Origin of the sequence: Thermohalobaculum sediminis (assembly GCF_023487995.1) — a bacterium.
Lineage (GTDB): Bacteria > Pseudomonadota > Alphaproteobacteria > Rhodobacterales > Rhodobacteraceae > Thermohalobaculum > Thermohalobaculum sediminis.
This window is the reverse complement of sequence record NZ_JAMFKN010000009.1, coordinates 43,595-61,752: the sequence shown is the minus strand read 5'-3', so window position 1 is coordinate 61,752 and position 18,158 is coordinate 43,595. Positions and strand designations below refer to the sequence as shown.

General features: G+C 68.2%; 16 protein-coding genes. 8 read left to right on the top strand and 8 right to left on the bottom strand.

The features are described 5' to 3' along the window. Positions 1 to 3 precede the first annotated feature (3 nt). The 4 genes from M1105_RS16545 to M1105_RS16530 all read right to left on the bottom strand — a co-directional run bounded on the left by M1105_RS16545 (position 4) and on the right by M1105_RS16530 (position 4,099). On the bottom strand, positions 4 to 972 hold the full coding sequence (locus tag M1105_RS16545) for a chlorophyllide a reductase iron protein subunit X (protein WP_249581607.1): 969 nt from the start codon (positions 970 to 972) through the stop codon (positions 4 to 6). A gap of 56 nt (positions 973 to 1,028) precedes the next feature. Continuing rightward, a complete protein-coding gene (bchC, locus tag M1105_RS16540) occupies positions 1,029 to 1,970 on the bottom strand; it encodes a chlorophyll synthesis pathway protein BchC (protein WP_406600638.1) in 942 nt (313 codons plus the stop codon). A gap of 88 nt (positions 1,971 to 2,058) precedes the next feature. Then, a complete protein-coding gene (locus M1105_RS16535; protein WP_249581486.1) occupies positions 2,059 to 3,225 on the bottom strand; it encodes an acetylserotonin O-methyltransferase in 1,167 nt (388 codons plus the stop codon). 4 nt (positions 3,226 to 3,229) lie between these two features. After that, positions 3,230 to 4,099, bottom strand: coding sequence for a polyprenyl synthetase family protein (locus M1105_RS16530; protein ID WP_249581485.1), 870 nt, complete (start codon positions 4,097 to 4,099; stop codon positions 3,230 to 3,232). Between the two features lie 126 nt (positions 4,100 to 4,225). Here M1105_RS16530 and crtD point away from each other — a divergent pair, with 126 nt between their 5' ends. Together crtD and M1105_RS16520 are read left to right on the top strand one after the other, a co-directional pair. After that, on the top strand, positions 4,226 to 5,800 hold the full coding sequence (crtD, locus tag M1105_RS16525) for a 1-hydroxycarotenoid 3,4-desaturase CrtD (protein WP_264759685.1): 1,575 nt from the start codon (positions 4,226 to 4,228) through the stop codon (positions 5,798 to 5,800). Between the two features lie 14 nt (positions 5,801 to 5,814). Beyond that, on the top strand, positions 5,815 to 6,645 hold the full coding sequence (locus M1105_RS16520) for a carotenoid 1,2-hydratase (RefSeq protein WP_249581484.1): 831 nt from the start codon (positions 5,815 to 5,817) through the stop codon (positions 6,643 to 6,645). 470 nt (positions 6,646 to 7,115) lie between these two features. Here the strand turns inward: M1105_RS16520 and dnaE are convergent, their stop codons facing one another. Then, positions 7,116 to 10,565: a DNA polymerase III subunit alpha gene (dnaE, locus tag M1105_RS16515; RefSeq protein WP_249581483.1), complete on the bottom strand. Its 3,450-nt coding sequence runs from the start codon at positions 10,563 to 10,565 to the stop codon at positions 7,116 to 7,118. A gap of 161 nt (positions 10,566 to 10,726) precedes the next feature. Between dnaE and M1105_RS16510 the strand changes: the two genes are divergently transcribed. The 6 genes from M1105_RS16510 to M1105_RS16485 all read left to right on the top strand — a co-directional run bounded on the left by M1105_RS16510 (position 10,727) and on the right by M1105_RS16485 (position 15,830). After that, on the top strand, positions 10,727 to 11,500 hold the full coding sequence (locus M1105_RS16510) for a hypothetical protein (RefSeq protein ID WP_249581482.1): 774 nt from the start codon (positions 10,727 to 10,729) through the stop codon (positions 11,498 to 11,500). 178 nt (positions 11,501 to 11,678) lie between these two features. Continuing rightward, positions 11,679 to 12,449: a hypothetical protein gene (locus tag M1105_RS16505; protein WP_249581481.1), complete on the top strand. Its 771-nt coding sequence runs from the start codon at positions 11,679 to 11,681 to the stop codon at positions 12,447 to 12,449. Between the two features lie 77 nt (positions 12,450 to 12,526). After that, positions 12,527 to 13,306: a sterol desaturase family protein gene (locus M1105_RS16500; RefSeq protein WP_249581480.1), complete on the top strand. Its 780-nt coding sequence runs from the start codon at positions 12,527 to 12,529 to the stop codon at positions 13,304 to 13,306. A 3-nt stretch (positions 13,307 to 13,309) separates the two neighbouring features. Continuing rightward, the gene (speB, locus tag M1105_RS16495; protein ID WP_249581479.1) at positions 13,310 to 14,263 is read left to right on the top strand and encodes an agmatinase; all 954 of its coding nucleotides are present in this window, start codon (positions 13,310 to 13,312) and stop codon (positions 14,261 to 14,263) included. Between the two features lie 245 nt (positions 14,264 to 14,508). Then, the gene (locus M1105_RS16490) at positions 14,509 to 14,841 is read left to right on the top strand and encodes a hypothetical protein (protein WP_249581478.1); all 333 of its coding nucleotides are present in this window, start codon (positions 14,509 to 14,511) and stop codon (positions 14,839 to 14,841) included. Between the two features lie 8 nt (positions 14,842 to 14,849). Further along, positions 14,850 to 15,830, top strand: a complete 981-nt coding sequence (locus M1105_RS16485; RefSeq protein ID WP_249581477.1) for a hypothetical protein — start codon at positions 14,850 to 14,852, stop codon at positions 15,828 to 15,830. On the opposite strand, the gene M1105_RS16480 is transcribed toward M1105_RS16485, so the two are convergent. Genes M1105_RS16480 through M1105_RS16470 form a run of 3 tightly spaced genes read right to left on the bottom strand, consistent with a single transcriptional unit; the run spans position 15,820 to position 18,154 of the window. Beyond that, positions 15,820 to 16,203, bottom strand: a complete 384-nt coding sequence (locus M1105_RS16480) for a DCC1-like thiol-disulfide oxidoreductase family protein (protein WP_249581476.1) — start codon at positions 16,201 to 16,203, stop codon at positions 15,820 to 15,822. The two genes, M1105_RS16485 and M1105_RS16480, sit on opposite strands and share 11 nt — an antisense overlap. After that, on the bottom strand, positions 16,204 to 16,890 hold the full coding sequence (locus M1105_RS16475; RefSeq protein ID WP_249581475.1) for an ABC transporter ATP-binding protein: 687 nt from the start codon (positions 16,888 to 16,890) through the stop codon (positions 16,204 to 16,206). Further along, on the bottom strand, positions 16,883 to 18,154 hold the full coding sequence (locus tag M1105_RS16470) for a lipoprotein-releasing ABC transporter permease subunit (RefSeq protein ID WP_249581474.1): 1,272 nt from the start codon (positions 18,152 to 18,154) through the stop codon (positions 16,883 to 16,885). Before M1105_RS16470 ends, M1105_RS16475 begins: the two co-directional genes overlap by 8 nt. Positions 18,155 to 18,158: the final 4 nt, after the last annotated feature.

Sequence of the window (18,158 nt, the reverse complement as noted above, 5' to 3'; positions counted from 1 at the left end):
CGCTCACGCATCATCGTAGATGACTTCGAGCGAGGGCTTGGGCGCGTAGTCCTTGCCGCACATGTCCTCGAAGGTGGCGGGTTCGAGCCAGACGTTCGCCCCCGTCGCGTCGGCCTTGAAAAGGCCCAGCAATTCGTCCTGCGTCAGGGGCTTGGCATGCACCGGCGGCGCCTTGGCGGCGTTCTCGGCCAATGCGGCGAACAGGGGGCCCCATTCGCCGTCGGGCTTGCCCACGATCTCGTAGTTCGCGGACTTGCGCCGAATGTCCTCGTGCGCCGGGATCGCGGCCAGCACCGGGATGCCCACGGCTTCGGCGAAGGCCTGCGCCTCGCCCGTCCCGTCGTCCTTGTTGATGACGAGGCCCGCGACGCCGACATTGCCGCCCAGCTTGCGGAAGTAATCGACCGCCGAGCAGACGTTGTTCGCGACATAGAGCGACTGCAGGTCGTTCGAGCCGACCACGATCACCTTCTGGCACATGTCGCGCGCGATCGGCAGGCCGAAGCCGCCGCAGACCACGTCGCCCAGGAAGTCGAGCAGGACGTAGTCGAAATCCCAGTCGTGGAAGCCCAGCTTCTCGAGCGTCTCGAAGCCGTGGATGATGCCGCGCCCGCCGCAGCCGCGACCGACCTCGGGCCCGCCCAGCTCCATCGCGAACACGCCGTCGCGCTTGAAGCAGACATCGCCCACGGTGATCTCCTCGCCCGCAAGCTTCTTCTTGGTCGAGGTCTCGATGATCGTGGGGCAGGCCCGCCCCTCGAACAGCAGCGACGTGGTGTCCGACTTCGGGTCGCAGCCGATCAGCAGCACCCGCTTGCCCTGGCTCGCCATCATGTAGCTGAGGTTCGACAGCGTGAACGACTTGCCGATGCCGCCCTTGCCGTAGATCGCGATGATCTGCGTCTCGCGCGTGGCCTTGCTCGCCGGCGCCTCGGGCTCGATTGCGGCCTCGGCGCGCAGGTCGGCGACCATCTTGTCGAAGGGCCGGCTCTCGGCCGTGGCGGATGCGGGCGCGCCGTCGGCAGGGGTCATTGCAGGCTCCTCCAGTCCAGGATCATCTTGAGGCAGGCGGGGTCCGCGAAGGCCGTGCGGTAGGCATGATCCGCCTCCGCCGCCGCGCACCGATGCGTGACCAGCCCGTCGAGTGAGAGCCGCCCCGCCTCGATCAGCCCGCGCACGGCGGCGAGGTCGTCCGGGCGGAACTCGGCCGCGATGGAGAGCCGAGCCTCGCGCATGAAGGCGGGCGTGAAGCCGAAATCGAGCCGCGCGTCATAGAACCCCGCCAGCACGATCTCGCCGCCGCGCGTCAGGCGCGGCACAAGCTGGTCGATGATGCCGGGCGCCCCGCTCGCCTCGCAGATCGTGGCGTAGTCGAAGCGCTGATCGTCCTGAGGCCGGGCCACGAGATAGCCCTGGCCGCCGGTCATGCGGGTGGGCGCGATCTCCCAGACCACGGGCTCGCCGCCCTTGGCGACCGCGATGCGCGCGATCAGCCGGCCCAGCACACCGTGGCCCACGATCAGGCTGGGCAGCCTGCCCGACTCGGCACGCGCCAGAGCGTGATGGGCGGTTGCGGCCAGCGACATCAGGATGCCACGCTCGCCGAGGCCGCGGTCGAGCGGGATCACCCGTGTCCCCGGCACCACCAGCCGCGAGGCCGAGGCGCCGAACAGGCTGCGCATGTCGCCGAAGCAGCGCGCGCCCGGGACGAACACGAACTCACCCACCCTGCAGCCCGAGGCAGGCCCCGCCTCGACCACCTCACCGACGGATTCGTACCCGGGAACAAGGGGATAGCCCATGCCGGGGAAGGCGGGCATCTGCCCGGTCCAGAGCAGCTTCTCGGTGCCGGTCGAGATCCCGGACCACCGCACCTCGACGACGACATCGGCCGCACCCGGCGCCGCGAGATCGAGACGCGAGAGCGCGAGGCTCCCGGGCCGATCCATCACGACTGCCAGCGCGTCCATTCTTCCCCTCCGCCTCGCGGCCTGTCACACCGCTGTCATGTTGTGCAATTGTCAGTCTAGCTTGACACTTTTAGACGTCAAGCATGCATTACATATCGTGTCGGTTCACTACCGAGCGAGGCGCGGCCCGAGGCGCCCGCGCGGTGATCAGGCCGGTCAGCATCGGGCGCCGCGTGCGCAGGACACGGGCATCCTCGAAGCCCGCCTCGCGCACCAGCGCGACCAGTTCCTCCGGCCGGCGTGCGCGACCCGATCCCATGGCCGCGAGGTAGAAGCCGAAATAGGCGCCGACCGGCTCGGCCCCCTTCGCGCCGGCCATCGGCTCGGCCAGGATCAAGCGGCCACCCGGCGCAACCGCCTCGCGCGCGCGGCCAAGCACCCGGCGCGCGAAATCGTCGTCGTGGTCGTAGATGACCCGGATCAGCGAGACCGCGTCTGCGCCTTGCGGCAGCGGGTCGGCAAAGAAGTCGCCCCCCGCGGCAACCGCCCGCGCGCTAAGCCCGGCCTCGGCAAACCGTGCCCGCGCCCGCTCGGCCACCGGCGGCAGATCGAACAGGCGCAGCTCGAGATGCGGCGCCCGGCGCGCGGCATGGATCAGGAACGCCCCCTCGCCACCGCCGATGTCGAGCAGCCGCCGCACGCCGCGCAGGTCCAGCGCGTCGAGCACATCCCCAGCGATGAATTGCTGGCTTGTCGCCATCAGGCGCGAATAGTCGGCCACCCGCTCGGCCCCGATCCCGTGCTTGTCGGGGTCGCGCGCATAGGCCCAGAACTGCCCGATCTCGGTCGGCCAGGTCTCGCCGCGCAGAAGCGCCACGGGGTCGGCGAGGTCGCGATACAGCATGTCGTGATGCGCGATCATCGCGACCACGCCCGGATTGCCGATCAGCGCCGCGCCAAGTTGGCCGAGCCCATAGCGCCCGCGCGAGCGACGCGCGACCAACCCCAGCGCCACCGCCGCCTCGAGCAGACGCTCGGCCGCGGCGTGCGACAGCCCGGTGCGCAGCGCCACCTGGCCCGTGCCTTGCGGCCCTTCCGCGAGGATCGCAAACAGGTCGAGCCGCACGCAGGCCGAAAGGATCTGGCTGTAGACGAAGCCCGCTGTGAGGTCGAACAACTGGCGCGCCCGGCGGTTGGCGATGCCGCGCGTCAGCGGAAAGGCGGCTGCCGCGCGCTGGAAGCGGCCGCTCGCGATGAGGCGGTCGCGCCAGCCCTTGAGGCCGTCGAGGAGCGAGACGCGCCCGGCCCGCTCCATGCCCTCAGCCCACCAGGGCTTCGAGCTTGCGCGGCACCAGCCGCTTGGCCTCCGACATCACCAGCGCTTCGAGCAGCGGCCGGCCGGGACAGTCGGGGATCGCCTCGACCGCCCCCGCGACCAGCCCGCGCAGCCGCCCGACGGCGCCCTTGAGCCCCAGCGCCGCGACCGCGTTCGGCCGCTCGTGCGCCGCGTCCTGCCCGACCGGCTTGCCCAGCTCTGCCGCGTCCGCCATGGCGTCGCGCAGGTCGTCGGCCACCTGATAGGCCTCGCCCAGCCGGTCGCCCAGCGCGCGCCAGATCGCGGGATCGCCCCCCGCCGCCGTGGCGCCGGCGACGCAGGCCGCGACGAACAGTGCCCCGGTCTTGGCGCGCTGATAGGCGGACAGGTCGGGCGCGGGCTCGCTCTCCCACGCCTGACCCGCGCAGATACCATGTGGCATCCCCACTGAGCGCGCGACCGCCAGCGTCAGTGCCGCGAGCTTGCGCGGCTCGCGCGCCGCCCCCCGCGCCAGCGTCTCGAAGGCGAGCACGATAAGCGCGTCGCCCGCCAGAACCGCGATCGGCTCGGACCAGGCGACGTGCAGGGTGGGCTTGCCGCGGCGCGTGTCGGCATCGTCAAAACAGGGCAGGTCGTCATGCACCAGCGAGGCGCAGTGCAGAAGCTCGATCGCCGCCGCCGCCGCATCCGCGGCCGAGGGGTCGGCGTCTCCGCAGGCCCGCGCAACCGCGAGGCACAGCCGCGCCCGCACCCGCGCGCCGCCGGGAAATACGGCGTGGCGCATCGCCTCGGCCAATCGCGGCGGGGCGCCCGGCGCCTCGGCATAGGCAAGCGCGCGGTCGAGCGCGGCTTCGATCCTCGTGGTCTCGTCCATGGCCCGGGCCTCCCTCTCGCGGCGCATGTCAGCGCGTTGTGGATGCGTGATTGTAAGTTTTAGCTTACAGTCTAGATTGTCAATTGTCTCTGACGGAAATCGCGTCATGGAGGCCGGGAGGGTTGGATGCCGGTGGCGGCGCAGGATCATGTCGTGATCGTCGGTGCTGGCATCGGCGGGCTCGCGGCCGGGCTCGCGCTGGTATCGCGAGGCGTGGCGGTCACGATCTGCGAGGCCGGCGCCACGCCCGGCGGCAAGATGCGCGCGCTCGGCGTTGCCGGACGCGCGGTCGATGCCGGGCCGACCGTGATGACCATGCGCTGGGTGTTCGACGGCCTGCTGGCCGAGGCGGGCAGCAGCCTCGACGCCCTGATCCCGATGGAGCAGGCCGCCATCCTCGCCCGCCACGCCTGGACCGATGGCAGCCGCCTCGACCTCCATGCCGACCCCGAGGCCAGCGTCGCGGCGGTCGCGGCCTTCGCGGGGCGGGCCGAGGCCGAGCGCTTCCGCGGCTTCCAGCGGGCGACGGCGCGGGCCTATGGCGTCTTTCGCGACAGCTTCATCGCGGCCGAGCGGCCGGGGCCGCTGTCGGTGGTGGGCCGGGTGGGGCTGGCTGGGCTGCCCGCGCTGGTCGCAGCCCGTCCGATGACAAACATGTGGCGCGAGTTGGGGCGGCACTTCCGCGACCCGCGGCTGCGTCAGCTTTTCGGACGCTACGCCACCTATTGCGGCTCGTCGCCCTTCCTTGCGCCCGCGACCCTGATGCTGATCGCGCATGTCGAGCAGACAGGGGTCTGGCGCCTGCCGGGGGGCATGCACGGGCTTGCCGCAGCACTCGTCCGGCTGATCGAGGCGCGGGGCGGGCGGGTGATGACAGGCGCGCCGGTGGCAAAGGTGCTGACCGCGGACGGGCGCGCATCCGGGGTGCAACTGGCGGGCGGTGCCGAGATCGGGGCGGCGGCGGTGATCTTCAACGGCGACGCGGCGGCGCTGGCGACGGGGCTGCTGGGGCCCGAGGCCGCCCGCGCCGTTCCGCCCGTGCCGCGCGCCGCGCGCAGCCTGTCGGCGGTGGTCTGGAGCGCGGTGGCCAGCACCGCGGGCCTGCCGCTGAGCCATCACACGGTCCTGTTCAGCGACGACTACCGCGCCGAGTTCGACCGGATGTTCCGCGATCGCGGCCTGCCGGACCAGCCCACCGTCTATGTCTGCGCGCAGGATCGCGACGCCGCAGGCGGCCCCACGCCCGGGGGACCCGAGCGGCTCCACATCCAGATCAATGCCCCCGCAACCGGCGACCGGGGCGAGATGACCGCCGAGGAGATCGAGAGATGCCAGCAGACGACCCTCGCGCTGATGGACCGCTGCGGGCTGAGCCTCGCGCTCGACCCGGCGGCGACGGTGATGACGACGCCCGCGGGCTTCGCGCGGGCCTTCCCGGCGACGGGGGGCGCGCTCTACGGGGCGGCGACACATGGGGCCTTCGCTTCGTTCCGGCGGCCGGGGGCGGCGACGGGCCTGCCGGGGCTCTACCTCGCGGGGGGCAGCGCGCATCCGGGGGCGGGGGTGCCGATGGCAGCGCTGTCGGGCCGGATTGCGGCGGCGCGGCTGATGGCGGACCGGGCTTCGATACGGCGGTCCCGCCCGGTGGCTATCGGTGGTGGTATATCGATGCGCTCTCGGACGACGGCGGCGCCGGGCTGACCGTCATCGCCTTCGTGGGCTCGGTGTTCTCGCCCTATTACAACTGGGCGGGCCATCGCGACCCCGAGAACCACGTCGCGATCAATGTCTGCCTCTATGGCCCGCGGGGGAACCTCTGGGCGATGACCGAACGCGGGCGCGGGGCGCTGTCGCGCGAGGCGGGGGCGTTCCGGGTCGGGCCCTCGGGCCTCGACTGGGACGGCACGCGGCTGCGGGTCGAGTTCGACGAGGTGACCGTCCCCCTGCCCCGGCGCATCCGCGGCCGCGTGACGCTGTGGCCCGAGGCGGTGACCACGGAGCCGCTCGCGCTCGATGCCGGAGGGCGGCACCGGTGGTGGCCGATCGCGCCCATGGCGCGCGTCGAGGTGAAGACGGATCGGCCGGGCTTCGGCTGGCGAGGGCACGGATATTTCGACAGCAACTGGGGCGCGGAGATGCTGGAGCACGGCTTCCGCCGCTGGGACTGGTCGCGGGCGCTGACCTCGCGGGGCGCAGCGGTGCTCTACGACATGACGATGGCGGACGGGACGCGGCGGGGCCTTGCGCTGGAAATCGGGCGCGACGGCGCGATCACCCCGTTCGAGCCCCCGCCCCGCCAGCCACTGCCCCGCGGCTTCTGGGGGGTCCGGCGCTTCGTGCAAACCGAGGCCGGTGGCGCACGGATCGTGCGGCGAATGGAGGACGCGCCCTTCTACACCCGCGCCGCCCTCGAGACCCACCTGATGGGCGAGCGCGTGCCCGCGGTCCACGAGACGCTCGACTGCCGCCGCTTCGCCAACCCGCTGGTGCGGATGATGCTGCCGGTCCGGATGCCGCGGCGGGGTGGGTTCTCAGGCGTGAAATGACGATTCATTGCTTGTGTTGATTCGAGTTCCTGCCAAAGCCGTTCGGGGAGTGGCGAGTGAACCCCGCCCTGCCGGCGGACCCGCGATCCGTCATCGGCCGCGAGGGCGGACGCCGAGGGGTTGCGCCGGCATCGAGCCCAACCGCTGCGCCGGGGGCGGCGACCTGAACCTGCCGCGCGGTCCTCACAATGTCTTTGGCAGCTCCTTGAAGAACCAGAAGAAAACTGCCGCCACGATCACGATCGCCCAGATCAGGGGATCCTTCATGCCTGCCTCCGCCATGGAACGGCGGCCGCATCCAGATCAACCAAGGCGCAAGCATCGAAAACGTCAAACAAGGTAGAGGGTTATCTGGAAAGGCGCGCCTCTCGCTCGAAAATCATGCCATAACCGGCCAGTTTGCGCCACCGCCGCGCACGGCGCCCGCCGACCCCGGGCCGACCGGGGCGAGGATCGTCGCGCAGGCGCCGTCAGATCTCCTCGACAGCCGCCACGCCCGGCACGGCCTTCAGCGCGCCCCGGATCTCCGGCCCCACGGGGAAGTTGCCCGGCAGGTCGATCTCGACCTCCTGCCCCAGTTCGGGGATCGCGAGGACGATCGAGACCGGCCCCTCGCCGCGCCGCGCGCGCCCCGCCGCGGTGCGGGAGATGCCGAGACGGCGCTGGATCGAGGCGAAGGCGGACTCGGTCTCGACATGCACGCGCAGGCCCGAGGCGGCCGCGTCGGCCACCACCTGCTCGATCGGCTGGACGGCGCGCAGCATCAGGCGCGCGCCCTCGGCCCCGCCCTCGGCCTCGACGGTCAGGACGAGGTTGCGGCCGGGTTCCAGCAGCCCTTCGGCGGCGTGCAGCACGTCCGAGAAGGCCATCACCTCGAAGGCGCCCGAGACGTCCGAGAAGCCGATGAAGGCGAAGCGGTTGCCCTTGGCCGACTTGCGGAACTGGATGGCCGCGAGCGTCCCGGCGATCCGGCCCGTCCCCCCGCTGCGCTGGGTGCGGAAGGCGAATTCGCCATGCGTGGTGACCTGCTTGCGCCTCAGCGCCCCCATGTAGTCCTCGAGCGGGTGGCCCGAGAGGTAGAAGCCGACGGCGGCGTGCTCCTCGCGCAGGCGTTCCGTCGGCAGCCAGTCCTCGGGGTCGGGCAGGCGTGGCGGCGGCAGGGCGTCGGAGGCGCCGAACAGCGAGACCTGCGAGGACACCCGCTCCCCGTGCACCGTGGCCGAGAAATCCACCAGCGCGTCGAGCGCCATCAGCGCACGGCGCCGGTTGGGCTCTAGTGCCCCGAGCGCGCCGGAGCGGGCGAGCATCTCGAGCGCGCGCTTGCCGATGGCCTTCAGATCGACGCGGCGGGCGAAGTCGAAGAGGTCGTCGAACGGCCCGCCCTCGGCCCGCGCGCGCTCGATTGCGCGCATCGCCTCGACGCCCACGCCCTTGAGCGCGCCCAGTGCGTAGAGGATGCGTCCCTCCTCGACCGTGAAGCGCGCGGCCGAGCGGTTGACGCAAGGCGCCGCGATCTCGATCTCGGCCCGCCTGCATTCCTGGACGTAGGTGTTGAGCTTGTCGGTCAGGTGCAGGTCGAGGTTCATCACCGCGGCCATGAACTCGACCGGGTGGTTCGCCTTCAGATACGCGGTCTGGTAGCTGACCACGGCATAGGCGGCGGCATGCGACTTGTTGAAGCCGTAATTAGCGAATTTCTCCAGCAGGGCAAAGACTTCCTCGGCCTTGGCCTTGGTGACGCCCTGCCTGGCCGCGCCTTCGACGAATTTGGGGCGCTCGGCGTCCATCGCCTCCTTGATCTTCTTGCCCATGGCGCGGCGCAGGAGGTCGGCGCCGCCGAGGCTGTAGCCCGCCATGACGCGGGCGATCTCCATCACCTGCTCCTGGTAGACGATGATCCCTTGCGTCTCGTCGAGGATGGGGTCGATCGAGGGGTGCAGGCTCTGGCGCTTCTCGACCCCGTGCTTGACGTTGCAATAGGTCGGGATGTTCTCCATCGGCCCGGGTCGGTAGAGCGCGACCAGCGCCACGATGTCCTCGATGCAGGTGGGCTTGAGCTGCCGCAGCGCGTCGCGCATGCCGGCCGATTCCACCTGGAACACGCCCACCGTGTCGGCGCGGGAATAGAGGTCGTAGGTGGCGGCGTCGTCGAGCGGGATGGCGCCGATGTCGATCTCGACCCCACGCAGCTTCAAGAGGTCGACGGCGTTCTGGATCACCGTGAGCGTCTTGAGGCCGAGGAAGTCGAACTTCACCAGCCCCGCGGGCTCGACCCACTTCATGTTGTATTGAGTGGCCGGCATGTCCGACTTGGGGTCCTGGTAGAGCGGCACCAGTTCCACCAGCGGCCGGTCGCCGATCACCACACCCGCGGCATGGGTCGAGGCATTGCGGTAGAGGCCCTCGATCTTCTCGGCGATGTCGAGAAGGATGCCGACATTCTCGTCCTTCGCGGCCTCCTCGGCGAAACGGGGCTCCTCCTTGCGCGCCTGGGCGATCGAGACGGGCTTGACCCCCTCCATCGGGATCAGTTTCGACAGACGGTCGCCCTGGCTGAACGGCATCTGCAACACGCGCGCCACGTCGCGGACGGCAGCCTTCGACAGGAGCGCGCCGAAGGTGATGATCTGGGCCACCCGGTCGCGGCCGTAGCGTTCCTGCACGTAGCGGATCACCTCCTCGCGCCGGTCCTGGCAGAAGTCGATGTCGAAGTCGGGCATCGACACGCGCTCGGGGTTCAGAAAGCGCTCGAACAGCAGGCCGTAGCGCAGGGGGTCGAGGTCAGTGATCGTCAGCGCGTAGGCCACCAGCGACCCGGCGCCCGAGCCGCGCCCCGGCCCCACGGGGATATCGTGCGCCTTGGCCCACTTGATGAAGTCGGCGACGATCAGGAAGTAGCCCGGGAAGCCCATCTGCTCGATCACGCCGAGCTCGAAGTCGAGGCGGGCCTCGTAGTCCTGCACCGGCGCCGCATGCGGGATCACGGCCAGCCGCGCGGCCAGCCCCTCGCGCGCCTGGCGGCGCAGCTCTTCCACCTCGTCATCGGCGAATTTCGGCAGGATGGGCGGGTGGGTGCGCGGGCGGACGGCGCAGCGGCGCGCGATCTCGACGGTGTTCGCGATGGCCTCGGGGAGGTCGGCGAACCGCTCGATCATCGCCTCGGGGGGCTTCAGCCAGTGCTCGGGGGTGATCTGGCGGCGGTCGCTCTCGTTCACGTACCGGCTCTGACCGATGCACAACAGCGCGTCATGCGCCTCGAACATCGCGGGATCGGCGAAGTAGACGTCGTTGGTGGCGACCAGCGGCAGGTCGTGGGCATAGGCGATCTCGATGAGGCCCGGCTCGGACGCCGCCTCGGCCTCGGTGCGCAGGCTGGGGCCGGTACCGTGGCGCTGCAGCTCGACATAGACCCGGTTGGGAAAGAGGGCGGCGAGGCGCGCGGCCAGCGCCTCGGCCTGCGGCTGGCGGCCCGCCCGGATCATGCGGCCGAGCGGACCGTCTGCCCCGCCGGTCAGGCAGATCACGCCCTCGGTATGGCGGGCGAGCCTGTCCAGCGGCACCGAGGGCTCGGCGCTCGCATCCGTCTCGAGCCAGGCGGCCGAGGTCAGGGCCATCAGATTGCGCCACCCGGCGGCGTTCTGGGCATAGAGCGCGACCGGCGCGGGCGGGACCGGCTTCTCGCCCGGCCGCGTGTCGGCGTAGCGCAGGGCAAGCTGCAGGCCCATGACCGGCTGGATGCCCGCCTTAGCCGCGGTCTCGGAAAACTCCAGCGCGCCGAAGAGGTTGTTGGTATCGCAGAGGCCCAGCGCCGGCATGCCCAGCTTCTCGGCCATTGCGGGCAGCTTCTTGACGTGGATCGCCCCCTCGAGCAGCGAGAAGGCGGAATGGACGCGGAGATGGATGAATCGGGGCTGGGCCATGGGCCGAGCCTAGCGCGCAGCGCGCGGCGCGGCCAAGAGGTGGATGGATTGCCTGAATCCGTTTGCGATTCGCGCGTTGGTTGCATTTACTTTGCGTCACCCGATCGACCGGGAAGGGGGACTCCGCGGCCCGCGCGGCCGCGATTTTTCATGAGGACAAGATGCCGCACAAATGGCCCGCCTATCCTGCCATCCTGACCGACGCCACCTGGCAGAAGAAGAAGGGAGCGATTGCCAAAGTCGCCGGCAAGACCGGCGTCGGCGACGCCATGAAGGCCGCCGACAAGGCCTATGCGGACGTGCTCAAGAACCAGCGGCAGATGGAGATCTACACCTACCTGCCGAACGCCACCCAGATCACCAAGGAAGGCATCGACGCGGCGCTTAAGAGCGTCGTCGCCTACTACAACGCGAATGTCGAAGGCGACGTGCGCAAGAAGGTCATCGCCCTTCGCGACGCCGCCAAGAAGACCGCCGAGAAATGGGAGAAGAACAAGCTGATCCCGAAGGATTCCGCCAAATACGCCCGCGACGTCGAGAAGGCGGCCGATTTCTTCATGGTCTCGCTCAACAAGAACACGGTGCTGCCCAGCTTCCAGGCCGAGCACAAGGCTGCGCTCGAGGCCAATGCCAAGGCCCGCAAGGTGGTCGAGGACGCGGCCGGCAAGCTCAAACCCTATATCCTCGCCGTGGCGAAGGGGATGAAGACGGTCAAGACCACGGACGATTTCGAGCGTCCCTTCTGGGGCAACGACATTCGCGGCATCGGCACGGTTCTGCCGCTGGTCGCCAAGCCGCTGGGGCTGGAGACCGAGTACAAGCAGTGGCGCAAGTTCACGACCGATGGCTTCAAGCCCAAGGACGCCAGCGAGATCCCCGCGAAGATGAAGGAGATCGCGCCGGTCCTGAAGAAGATCGCCGAGGCGGTGAAGTAGGCGCCCGGTGGCGCGGCGGGCCTCCCTGCCTCGCCGCCATGCATTCTGACCGCCGCGCGTTCGCCGCGCGGCGGACGTTTTTCGATTGAAACCTGCGCGACCTTGCGGGCCTACTGCGTGCGGCGGCTGAGGGGGAATTCGGCCGCCCTGGTTACAGATTGATTTCAGCGAGGATTCGATGCCCCACAAGTGGCCCGCCTACCCCGCCATCCTGACCGACGCCGCCTGGCAGAAGAAGAAGGGCGCGATCGCCAAGATCGCCGGCAAGACCGGTGTCGGCGACGCCATGAAGGCCGCTGACAAGGCCTATTCGGACGTGCTCAAGAACCGCACGCAGATGAACCTGGCCGAGCGCCTGCCCCACGCCGACAAGCTCAAGCGCGAGGACATCGACGCGACGCTGAAGCAGGTGGTCGCCTATTATAACGCGAATGTCGAGGGCGACGTCCGCAAGAAGATCATCGCCCTGCGCGACGCCGCCAAGAAGACCGCCGAGAAATGGGAGAAGAACAAGCTGATCCCGAAGGATTCCGCCAAATACGCCCGCGAGGTCGAGAAGGCGGCAGATTTCTTCATGGTCTCGATCAACAAGAACACGGTGCTTCCCAGCTTCCAGGCCGACTACAACCAAGCGGTGGACGATTTCGACAAGCACGCCAAGTTCATCGCCGAGAACGCCAAGCGGCTGAAGCACTATGTGACCGAGGTGGCCAAGGGTCTGCGGTCGATCAAGACCACGACCGAGTTCAAGAAGTTCTGGAGCGAGGACATCCGCGGCGTGGGCACCGCGCTGCCGCCGCTGGCGAAGGAGCTCGACATCGTCAACGAGTGGAAGGCGTGGCGCAAGTTCACGACCAACGACTTCATGCCGACGAGCGACGACGAGATCGGTGACCGGATGAGCCAGATCGCGCCGGTGCTGAAGAAGATCGCCGCCGCCATCAAGTGAACCGCCGGGCGGGGCCGCATTGACCCCGCCCGCCCCTTGCCCTACCCCTTCGGGTGGCGGCAAGCGGACGGGCGGACATGGCAGGTCTGGCGCTCGATTTCCTGTGGATCACGGCGGTGCTCTATGCGGGGCATGTCGCGGCCTATTTCGGGCTGGGGGGCGTGCTGGCATGGTGGAACGCCCGCCACCCCGAGCGGCGCATCCAGAGCGGGCGGCGCGGCGAGGATCGCGCGCGAGCCGAGATCGTCAAAAGCCTTAAGGCGCTGGTCCCCATCTGCGCGATGATGGGCGCGGGGCTGGCGCTGCAGCGCCACGGGATCACCCTGTGGAAGCCGGCCGAGGGCTGGGCTGCGTGGCTGGGGATGTTCGCGCTGTCGGTGCTGCTGTTCGACGCCTGGTTCTACTGGGCGCACCGGATGATGCACTGGCGCCCGCTCTACCGTTTCCACCGGGTGCATCACCGCTCGCTGGCGCCGACGGTCTGGTCCACATACTCGGACGACCCGCTCGACGCGGTGGTGCATCAGGGCTACCTGCTGATCGCGCCGCTGGTGTTGCCGATCCCGCCCTCGGTGCTGATTGTGCACCGCCTCTACGATCACGCCAACGGGCAGATCGGTCACGCGGGGTTCGAGTATTTCGCCAGCCCCACCGCGCGCCGGCCCTGGCCGCTGGTCTGCACCACCTTCCACGACCAGCATCACGAGCTGTTCAACTGCAACTACGGCAATTTCTTCTCGATCTGGGACCGCGTCATGGGCACGCTGCATCCCGGCTATGACCGGAAGGTGGGCGCGATGGCCGCCGGGGCGCCGCCGTCGCCCTCGCGGCCCGGCGCGGCACGTCCTGCGGAGTGAGACATGGCGGAATTCCTGGATTATGGCGATCCCCAGCAACGGCCGCGCTTCACCGGGCTCGCGAGCTTCTTCCGGCTGCCCTACGTCGAGGATTTCGAGGCGAATCCGCCCGAGATCGGCCTGATCGGGGTGCCGTATGACGGCGGCGTCACCAACCGCCCCGGCCCGCGGCATGGGCCGCGCGAGGTGCGCAACCAGTCCTCGCTGATCCGGCGGGTGAACCAGGCGACCGGGGCCGCGCCCTTCGCCGCGGCGCGGGTCGCCGATATCGGCGACGCATGGGTCCGGCGGCCCTTCGATCTCGCCTCCGCCCATGCCGAGATCGAGGCGTCCTACGCGCGCGTCCATGCCGCCGGCATCCGGCCGCTGACCTGCGGCGGCGACCACTCCATCACCCTGCCCATCCTGCGGGCGATCGGCAGGGACCGCCCGCTCGCGCTGGTGCAGGTCGACGCGCATTGCGACACCGGGGACGACTACCTCGGCTCGCGCTTCCACCACGGCGCGCCCTTCAAGATCGCGGTGGACGAGGGGCTGATCGACCCGCGGCGCACCGTGCAGATCGGCATCCGCGGCACGTTGTTCGCGCCCGAGATGTGGGCCTTCTCCTACGCCAGCGGCATGCGGGTGATGAAGATCGAGGAGGTCGAGGAACGCGGCTGGCGCGCCTGCATCGAGGAAGCCGTGAGCATCGTGGGCGACGCACCCGCCTATGTGAGCTTCGACATCGACAGCCTCGACCCCGCCTTCGCGCCGGGGACCGGGACGCCCGAAGCCGGCGGCATCACAATGCGCGAGGCGCAGGGAATGGTGCGGGCGCTGGCGGGGCTCGACATCCGGGGCGCCGACATGGTCGAGGTCTCGCCGCCCTACGACGTGGGCGGCGTCACGGCGCTGAATGGTGCCACGATCATGTTCGAGCTGTTGTGCGCGATGACGGGGAGCAAGACGGGGTAAGGCAAAAGGGCGCCCACAGGCGGGCGCCACATTTTGTAGACGAATCATTTTTACCCTTGGCTAGAAAGACATATATTTGAAGGCTCAAAATGCCCGCAACAAGCATAAAGAAATATTCATTCTCTAAGGCCGCCCTCGCTATAATATTCAGCGTTTACTTGGTTATTTCCACTCTTTTTGGCTCTAAAGGGCTCGAGTTGTTTCCATTTTTTAACTGGTCACTTTTCACACACGTTCGAAACCCGATGATTCGCCTCGAATTCGAGATTCTTCGCATCGGCGATGAAGTGTTCGAACCACCGGCAAACATTTTCGACCTTCCCGAATACTTCGCGACGGCACAGAGGCGGGACGTCAGCTTGATCAAGGCAGGGCGCGCAGTTTTAGCGGCCCGGGGGCGTGACCCTGAGCGCGGGGAGGTGCGCAGGCGGAATCTCGAAGAGCACTACCTCAGACTGGATCAGCCAGTCCATTACCGAATGGTAATCGTCAAGTTCGATCCACTCGTGCGATTCAAGACGGGACAGGTCTTCGACCGGGTCGAAGTATCCACACATCTCGTGGAGCCTCGCCAATGATGCTAAAGATGCCGCTATTCAAGGCACTTGGAAATGCGCTCTCTTTGGAGAAGCCCCGGCCACGCTGGCACGCCCATCGAGACTACGCGCGGAAAGCTCTTATCATCGTTCAATGCTTCTATGTCATCGTCTTGCTGCAATTCGTCGATTTCGTCTCGTCCCTGCAGCGGATGGCCGCAGCGCCCGAAGGATTTCAGCCACTATGGCCAGTACTCTGGGTTGACCTGGTGGGCCTCGAGGTGGCGGCAAAAATCCTCATACCGGCCATGATCGCCACCGGGATGGCCGCAGTGATCATGTGGCATTGCTTCTGGGTCCGGCTCGCTTCCTCGATACTCATTCTTCAATACACTGCGATCAGCAATTCCTGGGGCGCCATGAACCATGGCTATCATGAGCTCTTCTGGATTTCTGTCTGCTTTATATTTTTACCCAATGCGCGGAACCAAAAAATAATCAGCTCTCGCGTCGCAATAATTCAATTATTGACATGTGTTTCAGCTGCAATGCTTCTTATTCTGCTTTTCTATACGATGTCCGGAGCATACAAGGTTATCGACGCCTTGCAGATGCTTCTCGCTGGGGAGAAGGGTGGATTCTCGCCTCATGCAATGGCCGATACCTTGGCTTGGAGATTGATGGAAACTAAAAATACGCCAATTTTTGCGGATTTTATTATAGAGAATCCACTTATCGGTTGGCCAATGTTTTTTTGGATCTACTATGCTGAACTCGTCGCCATCGTAATATTCTTCCGGCCTGCATTGCACCGCGCGTGGGGCATCGGGTTGATCATTTTTCACTTCGGAACGATCGTTTTTATAGAGATCGCCTTTCCGCTTCACATTGTCTTCAATGCTCTGCTCTTCATGATGTCTCCGTATCACCCGGGGCGCGTCCATTCGAAAGAGATGGTCGCATCGCTTCCCATTTTGGGAATCGTCCTGCGTCGAGGGCTCGGCTGGCACGCGGCGCCCGTCAAAACGTGAGCGGAGGACGCCCGAGCAACCGAAGCGTCGCGTTGCGGCCAGCACGTAACACCGGGTACAGGATCTTCGATGCCATAGGCGACCGGAAGGCGATGTAAGTAATCCGATTGAATATTCCAGAGCGCGAGCTGAGTAGCGCCAATCGGTTTAAACAATCTGCGCCGTGATAAAATTGGCCACCAAGGATCAGCACCATTCCTTCGTCGAGATTGAGGCCCCGGGCGCGTGCCGCATTGACCTCGGGGCCACCGTCGCGCGCATTGACGAGGTGGAGCGTTCCAACCGCCTCGCGCACTCGCATCAGTCGAACATAACGGGAGCAGAAAGGACACTCACCATCATAGATGACGATGGCAGCAGTCTTCTCAGCCATTTACCCCGCCCCCCCGACGATCTCCCCGCCCTCCAGCCGCACCACCCGGTCCATGCGCGAGGCAAGCTCGTGGTTGTGGGTGGCGATGAGCGCCGCTAGGCCGGTCTCGCGCACCACCTCCATCAGCATGTCGAACACGCGGCCCGAGGTCTCGGGGTCGAGGTTGCCGGTGGGCTCGTCGGCCAGCAAAAGCGCAGGCTGGTTGGCGAGCGCGCGGCAGATGGCGACGCGCTGCTGCTCGCCGCCCGACAGCTCCGCCGGGCGGTGGCTCATGCGCTCGGCGAGGCCCACGCGGGCGAGCAGCGCCTCGGAGCGCGCCCGCGCGGCCTTGCGCGAGGCGCCCGCGGCAAGCTGCGGGATCGAGACGTTCTCCTCCGCCGAGAACTCGGGCAGCAGGTGGTGGAACTGGTAGACGAAGCCGATCAGCCGCCGCCGCGCCGCGGTGCGGCCGCGGTCGTCGAGCGCCGAGACGGGCTCGCCCGCGATCGACACCGTGCCGCCGGTGGGCGTGTCCAGCAGCCCCGCGATCTGCAGGAGCGTGGACTTGCCCGCGCCCGAGGGGGCAACGAGGGCCACGATCTCGCCTCGCGCCACGACAAGCTCGGCACCGCGCAGCACCTCGATTACCCGCGGCCCCTGCCGGAAGGTGCGGGTGATGCCGTCGAGGCGCAGCGTCGCGTCACTCATAGCGCAGGGCCTCGACCGGATCGAGCCGGGCCGCGCGCCACGCCGGATACCAGGTGGCGAGGAACGACAGCCCAAGCGCCAGCACCGTCGTCATCACCACGTCCGAGGGCACCATCACCGCCGGCACGCGCGTCAGCATGCGGATCTCGGGGTCCCAGACCGAGGTGCCGAGGAGCGCCTCGACCGCCGACTGGATCTCGGCGATGTTGCGGGTGAACGCGATCCCCAGCGCCACCCCCAGCACCGTGCCGACGACGCCGATCGAGGCGCCGCAGATGAAGAAGATCCGCAGCACCGCGCCGCGCGGCAGGCCGATGGTGCGCAGGATGCCGATGTCGCGCCCCTTGTCCTTCACCAGCATGATGAGGCCCGAGATGATGTTGAGCGCGGCCACCAGGATGATGAGCGCGAGGATCAGGAACATCACGTTGCGCTCGACATCCAATGCCGACAGGAAGCCCGAATTGGCCCGCTTCCAGTTCCACAGATAGCCGGCCGTGCCGATGTCCGGGGCGAGCGCCACGCCGATGCGCTCGACCTCGTCGGGGCGTGCGACCATCACCTCGACGGCATCGACGCGGCCGTCCATCTTGAAGAAGGCCTGCGCCTCGGCGAGCGGCATGAAGACGAAGGCGCGGTCGTATTCCGACATGCCGATGCGGAAGATGTAGGCGATGCGGTAGCCCTTGACGCGGGGCGCCACCCCGAAGGGGGTGGTGAGCCCGCGCGGGCTGATCAGCGTGATCGTGTCGCCCACACCGAGCCGCAGCCGTTGCGCAAGCCCCGCCCCCACCGCGACGCCCCCCTCGCCATAGTCGGAGAGCTTGCCGCGCGCCTCCTCGGGGTCGGCCACCGACTCGAGGGTGGCGAGGTCCTCGGCCCGCATGCCGCGGATGAGCGCGCCGGAGTTGCCGGCATCGGACGAGGCCATCACCTGGCGCTCGAGGATCGGGGCCGCGCGCGTGACCTCGGAGTTGGCGCGCAGCCGCGCGACCATCGCGTCGTAGTCCGCGATCCCGCCCGGATCGGACGAGAGCACCGAGATGTGCGGCTGTGCGCCCAGGATGCGGTCGACCAGCTCGGTGCGGAAGCCGTTCATCACCGACATGACGATGATGAGGGTCGCCACGCCCAGCATGATGCCGACCAGGCTGAAGCCCGCGATCACCGAGATCGCGCCCTCGGACCGCCGGGCGCGCAGGTAGCGGCCCGCGACCATCCATTCGAGGCGCGAGAAGGCCCCGCCATAGTCGCCCGCCGCCATGCGC

What these genes read in the sequence shown, in the direction of transcription:
- speB (WP_249581479.1), top strand. Translation starts at nt 13,310, where the DNA reads ATGGCGGAATTCCTGGATTATGGCGATCCCCAGCAACGGCCGCGCTTC.
- M1105_RS16500 (WP_249581480.1), top strand. Translation starts at nt 12,527, where the DNA reads ATGGCAGGTCTGGCGCTCGATTTCCTGTGGATCACGGCGGTGCTCTAT.
- M1105_RS16530 (WP_249581485.1), bottom strand. Translation starts at nt 4,099, where the DNA reads ATGGACGAGACCACGAGGATCGAAGCCGCGCTCGACCGCGCGCTTGCC.
- M1105_RS16510 (WP_249581482.1), top strand. Translation starts at nt 10,727, where the DNA reads ATGCCGCACAAATGGCCCGCCTATCCTGCCATCCTGACCGACGCCACC.
- M1105_RS16485 (WP_249581477.1), top strand. Translation starts at nt 14,850, where the DNA reads ATGCCGCTATTCAAGGCACTTGGAAATGCGCTCTCTTTGGAGAAGCCC.
- crtD (WP_264759685.1), top strand. Translation starts at nt 4,226, where the DNA reads ATGCCGGTGGCGGCGCAGGATCATGTCGTGATCGTCGGTGCTGGCATC.
- M1105_RS16480 (WP_249581476.1), bottom strand. Translation starts at nt 16,203, where the DNA reads ATGGCTGAGAAGACTGCTGCCATCGTCATCTATGATGGTGAGTGTCCT.
- M1105_RS16545 (WP_249581607.1), bottom strand. Translation starts at nt 972, where the DNA reads ATGGTCGCCGACCTGCGCGCCGAGGCCGCAATCGAGCCCGAGGCGCCG.
- bchC (WP_406600638.1), bottom strand. Translation starts at nt 1,970, where the DNA reads ATGGACGCGCTGGCAGTCGTGATGGATCGGCCCGGGAGCCTCGCGCTC.
- dnaE (WP_249581483.1), bottom strand. Translation starts at nt 10,565, where the DNA reads ATGGCCCAGCCCCGATTCATCCATCTCCGCGTCCATTCCGCCTTCTCG.
- M1105_RS16490 (WP_249581478.1), top strand. Translation starts at nt 14,509, where the DNA reads ATGATTCGCCTCGAATTCGAGATTCTTCGCATCGGCGATGAAGTGTTC.
- M1105_RS16505 (WP_249581481.1), top strand. Translation starts at nt 11,679, where the DNA reads ATGCCCCACAAGTGGCCCGCCTACCCCGCCATCCTGACCGACGCCGCC.
- M1105_RS16470 (WP_249581474.1), bottom strand. Translation starts at nt 18,154, where the DNA reads ATGGCGGCGGGCGACTATGGCGGGGCCTTCTCGCGCCTCGAATGGATG.
- M1105_RS16535 (WP_249581486.1), bottom strand. Translation starts at nt 3,225, where the DNA reads ATGGAGCGGGCCGGGCGCGTCTCGCTCCTCGACGGCCTCAAGGGCTGG.
- M1105_RS16475 (WP_249581475.1), bottom strand. Translation starts at nt 16,890, where the DNA reads ATGAGTGACGCGACGCTGCGCCTCGACGGCATCACCCGCACCTTCCGG.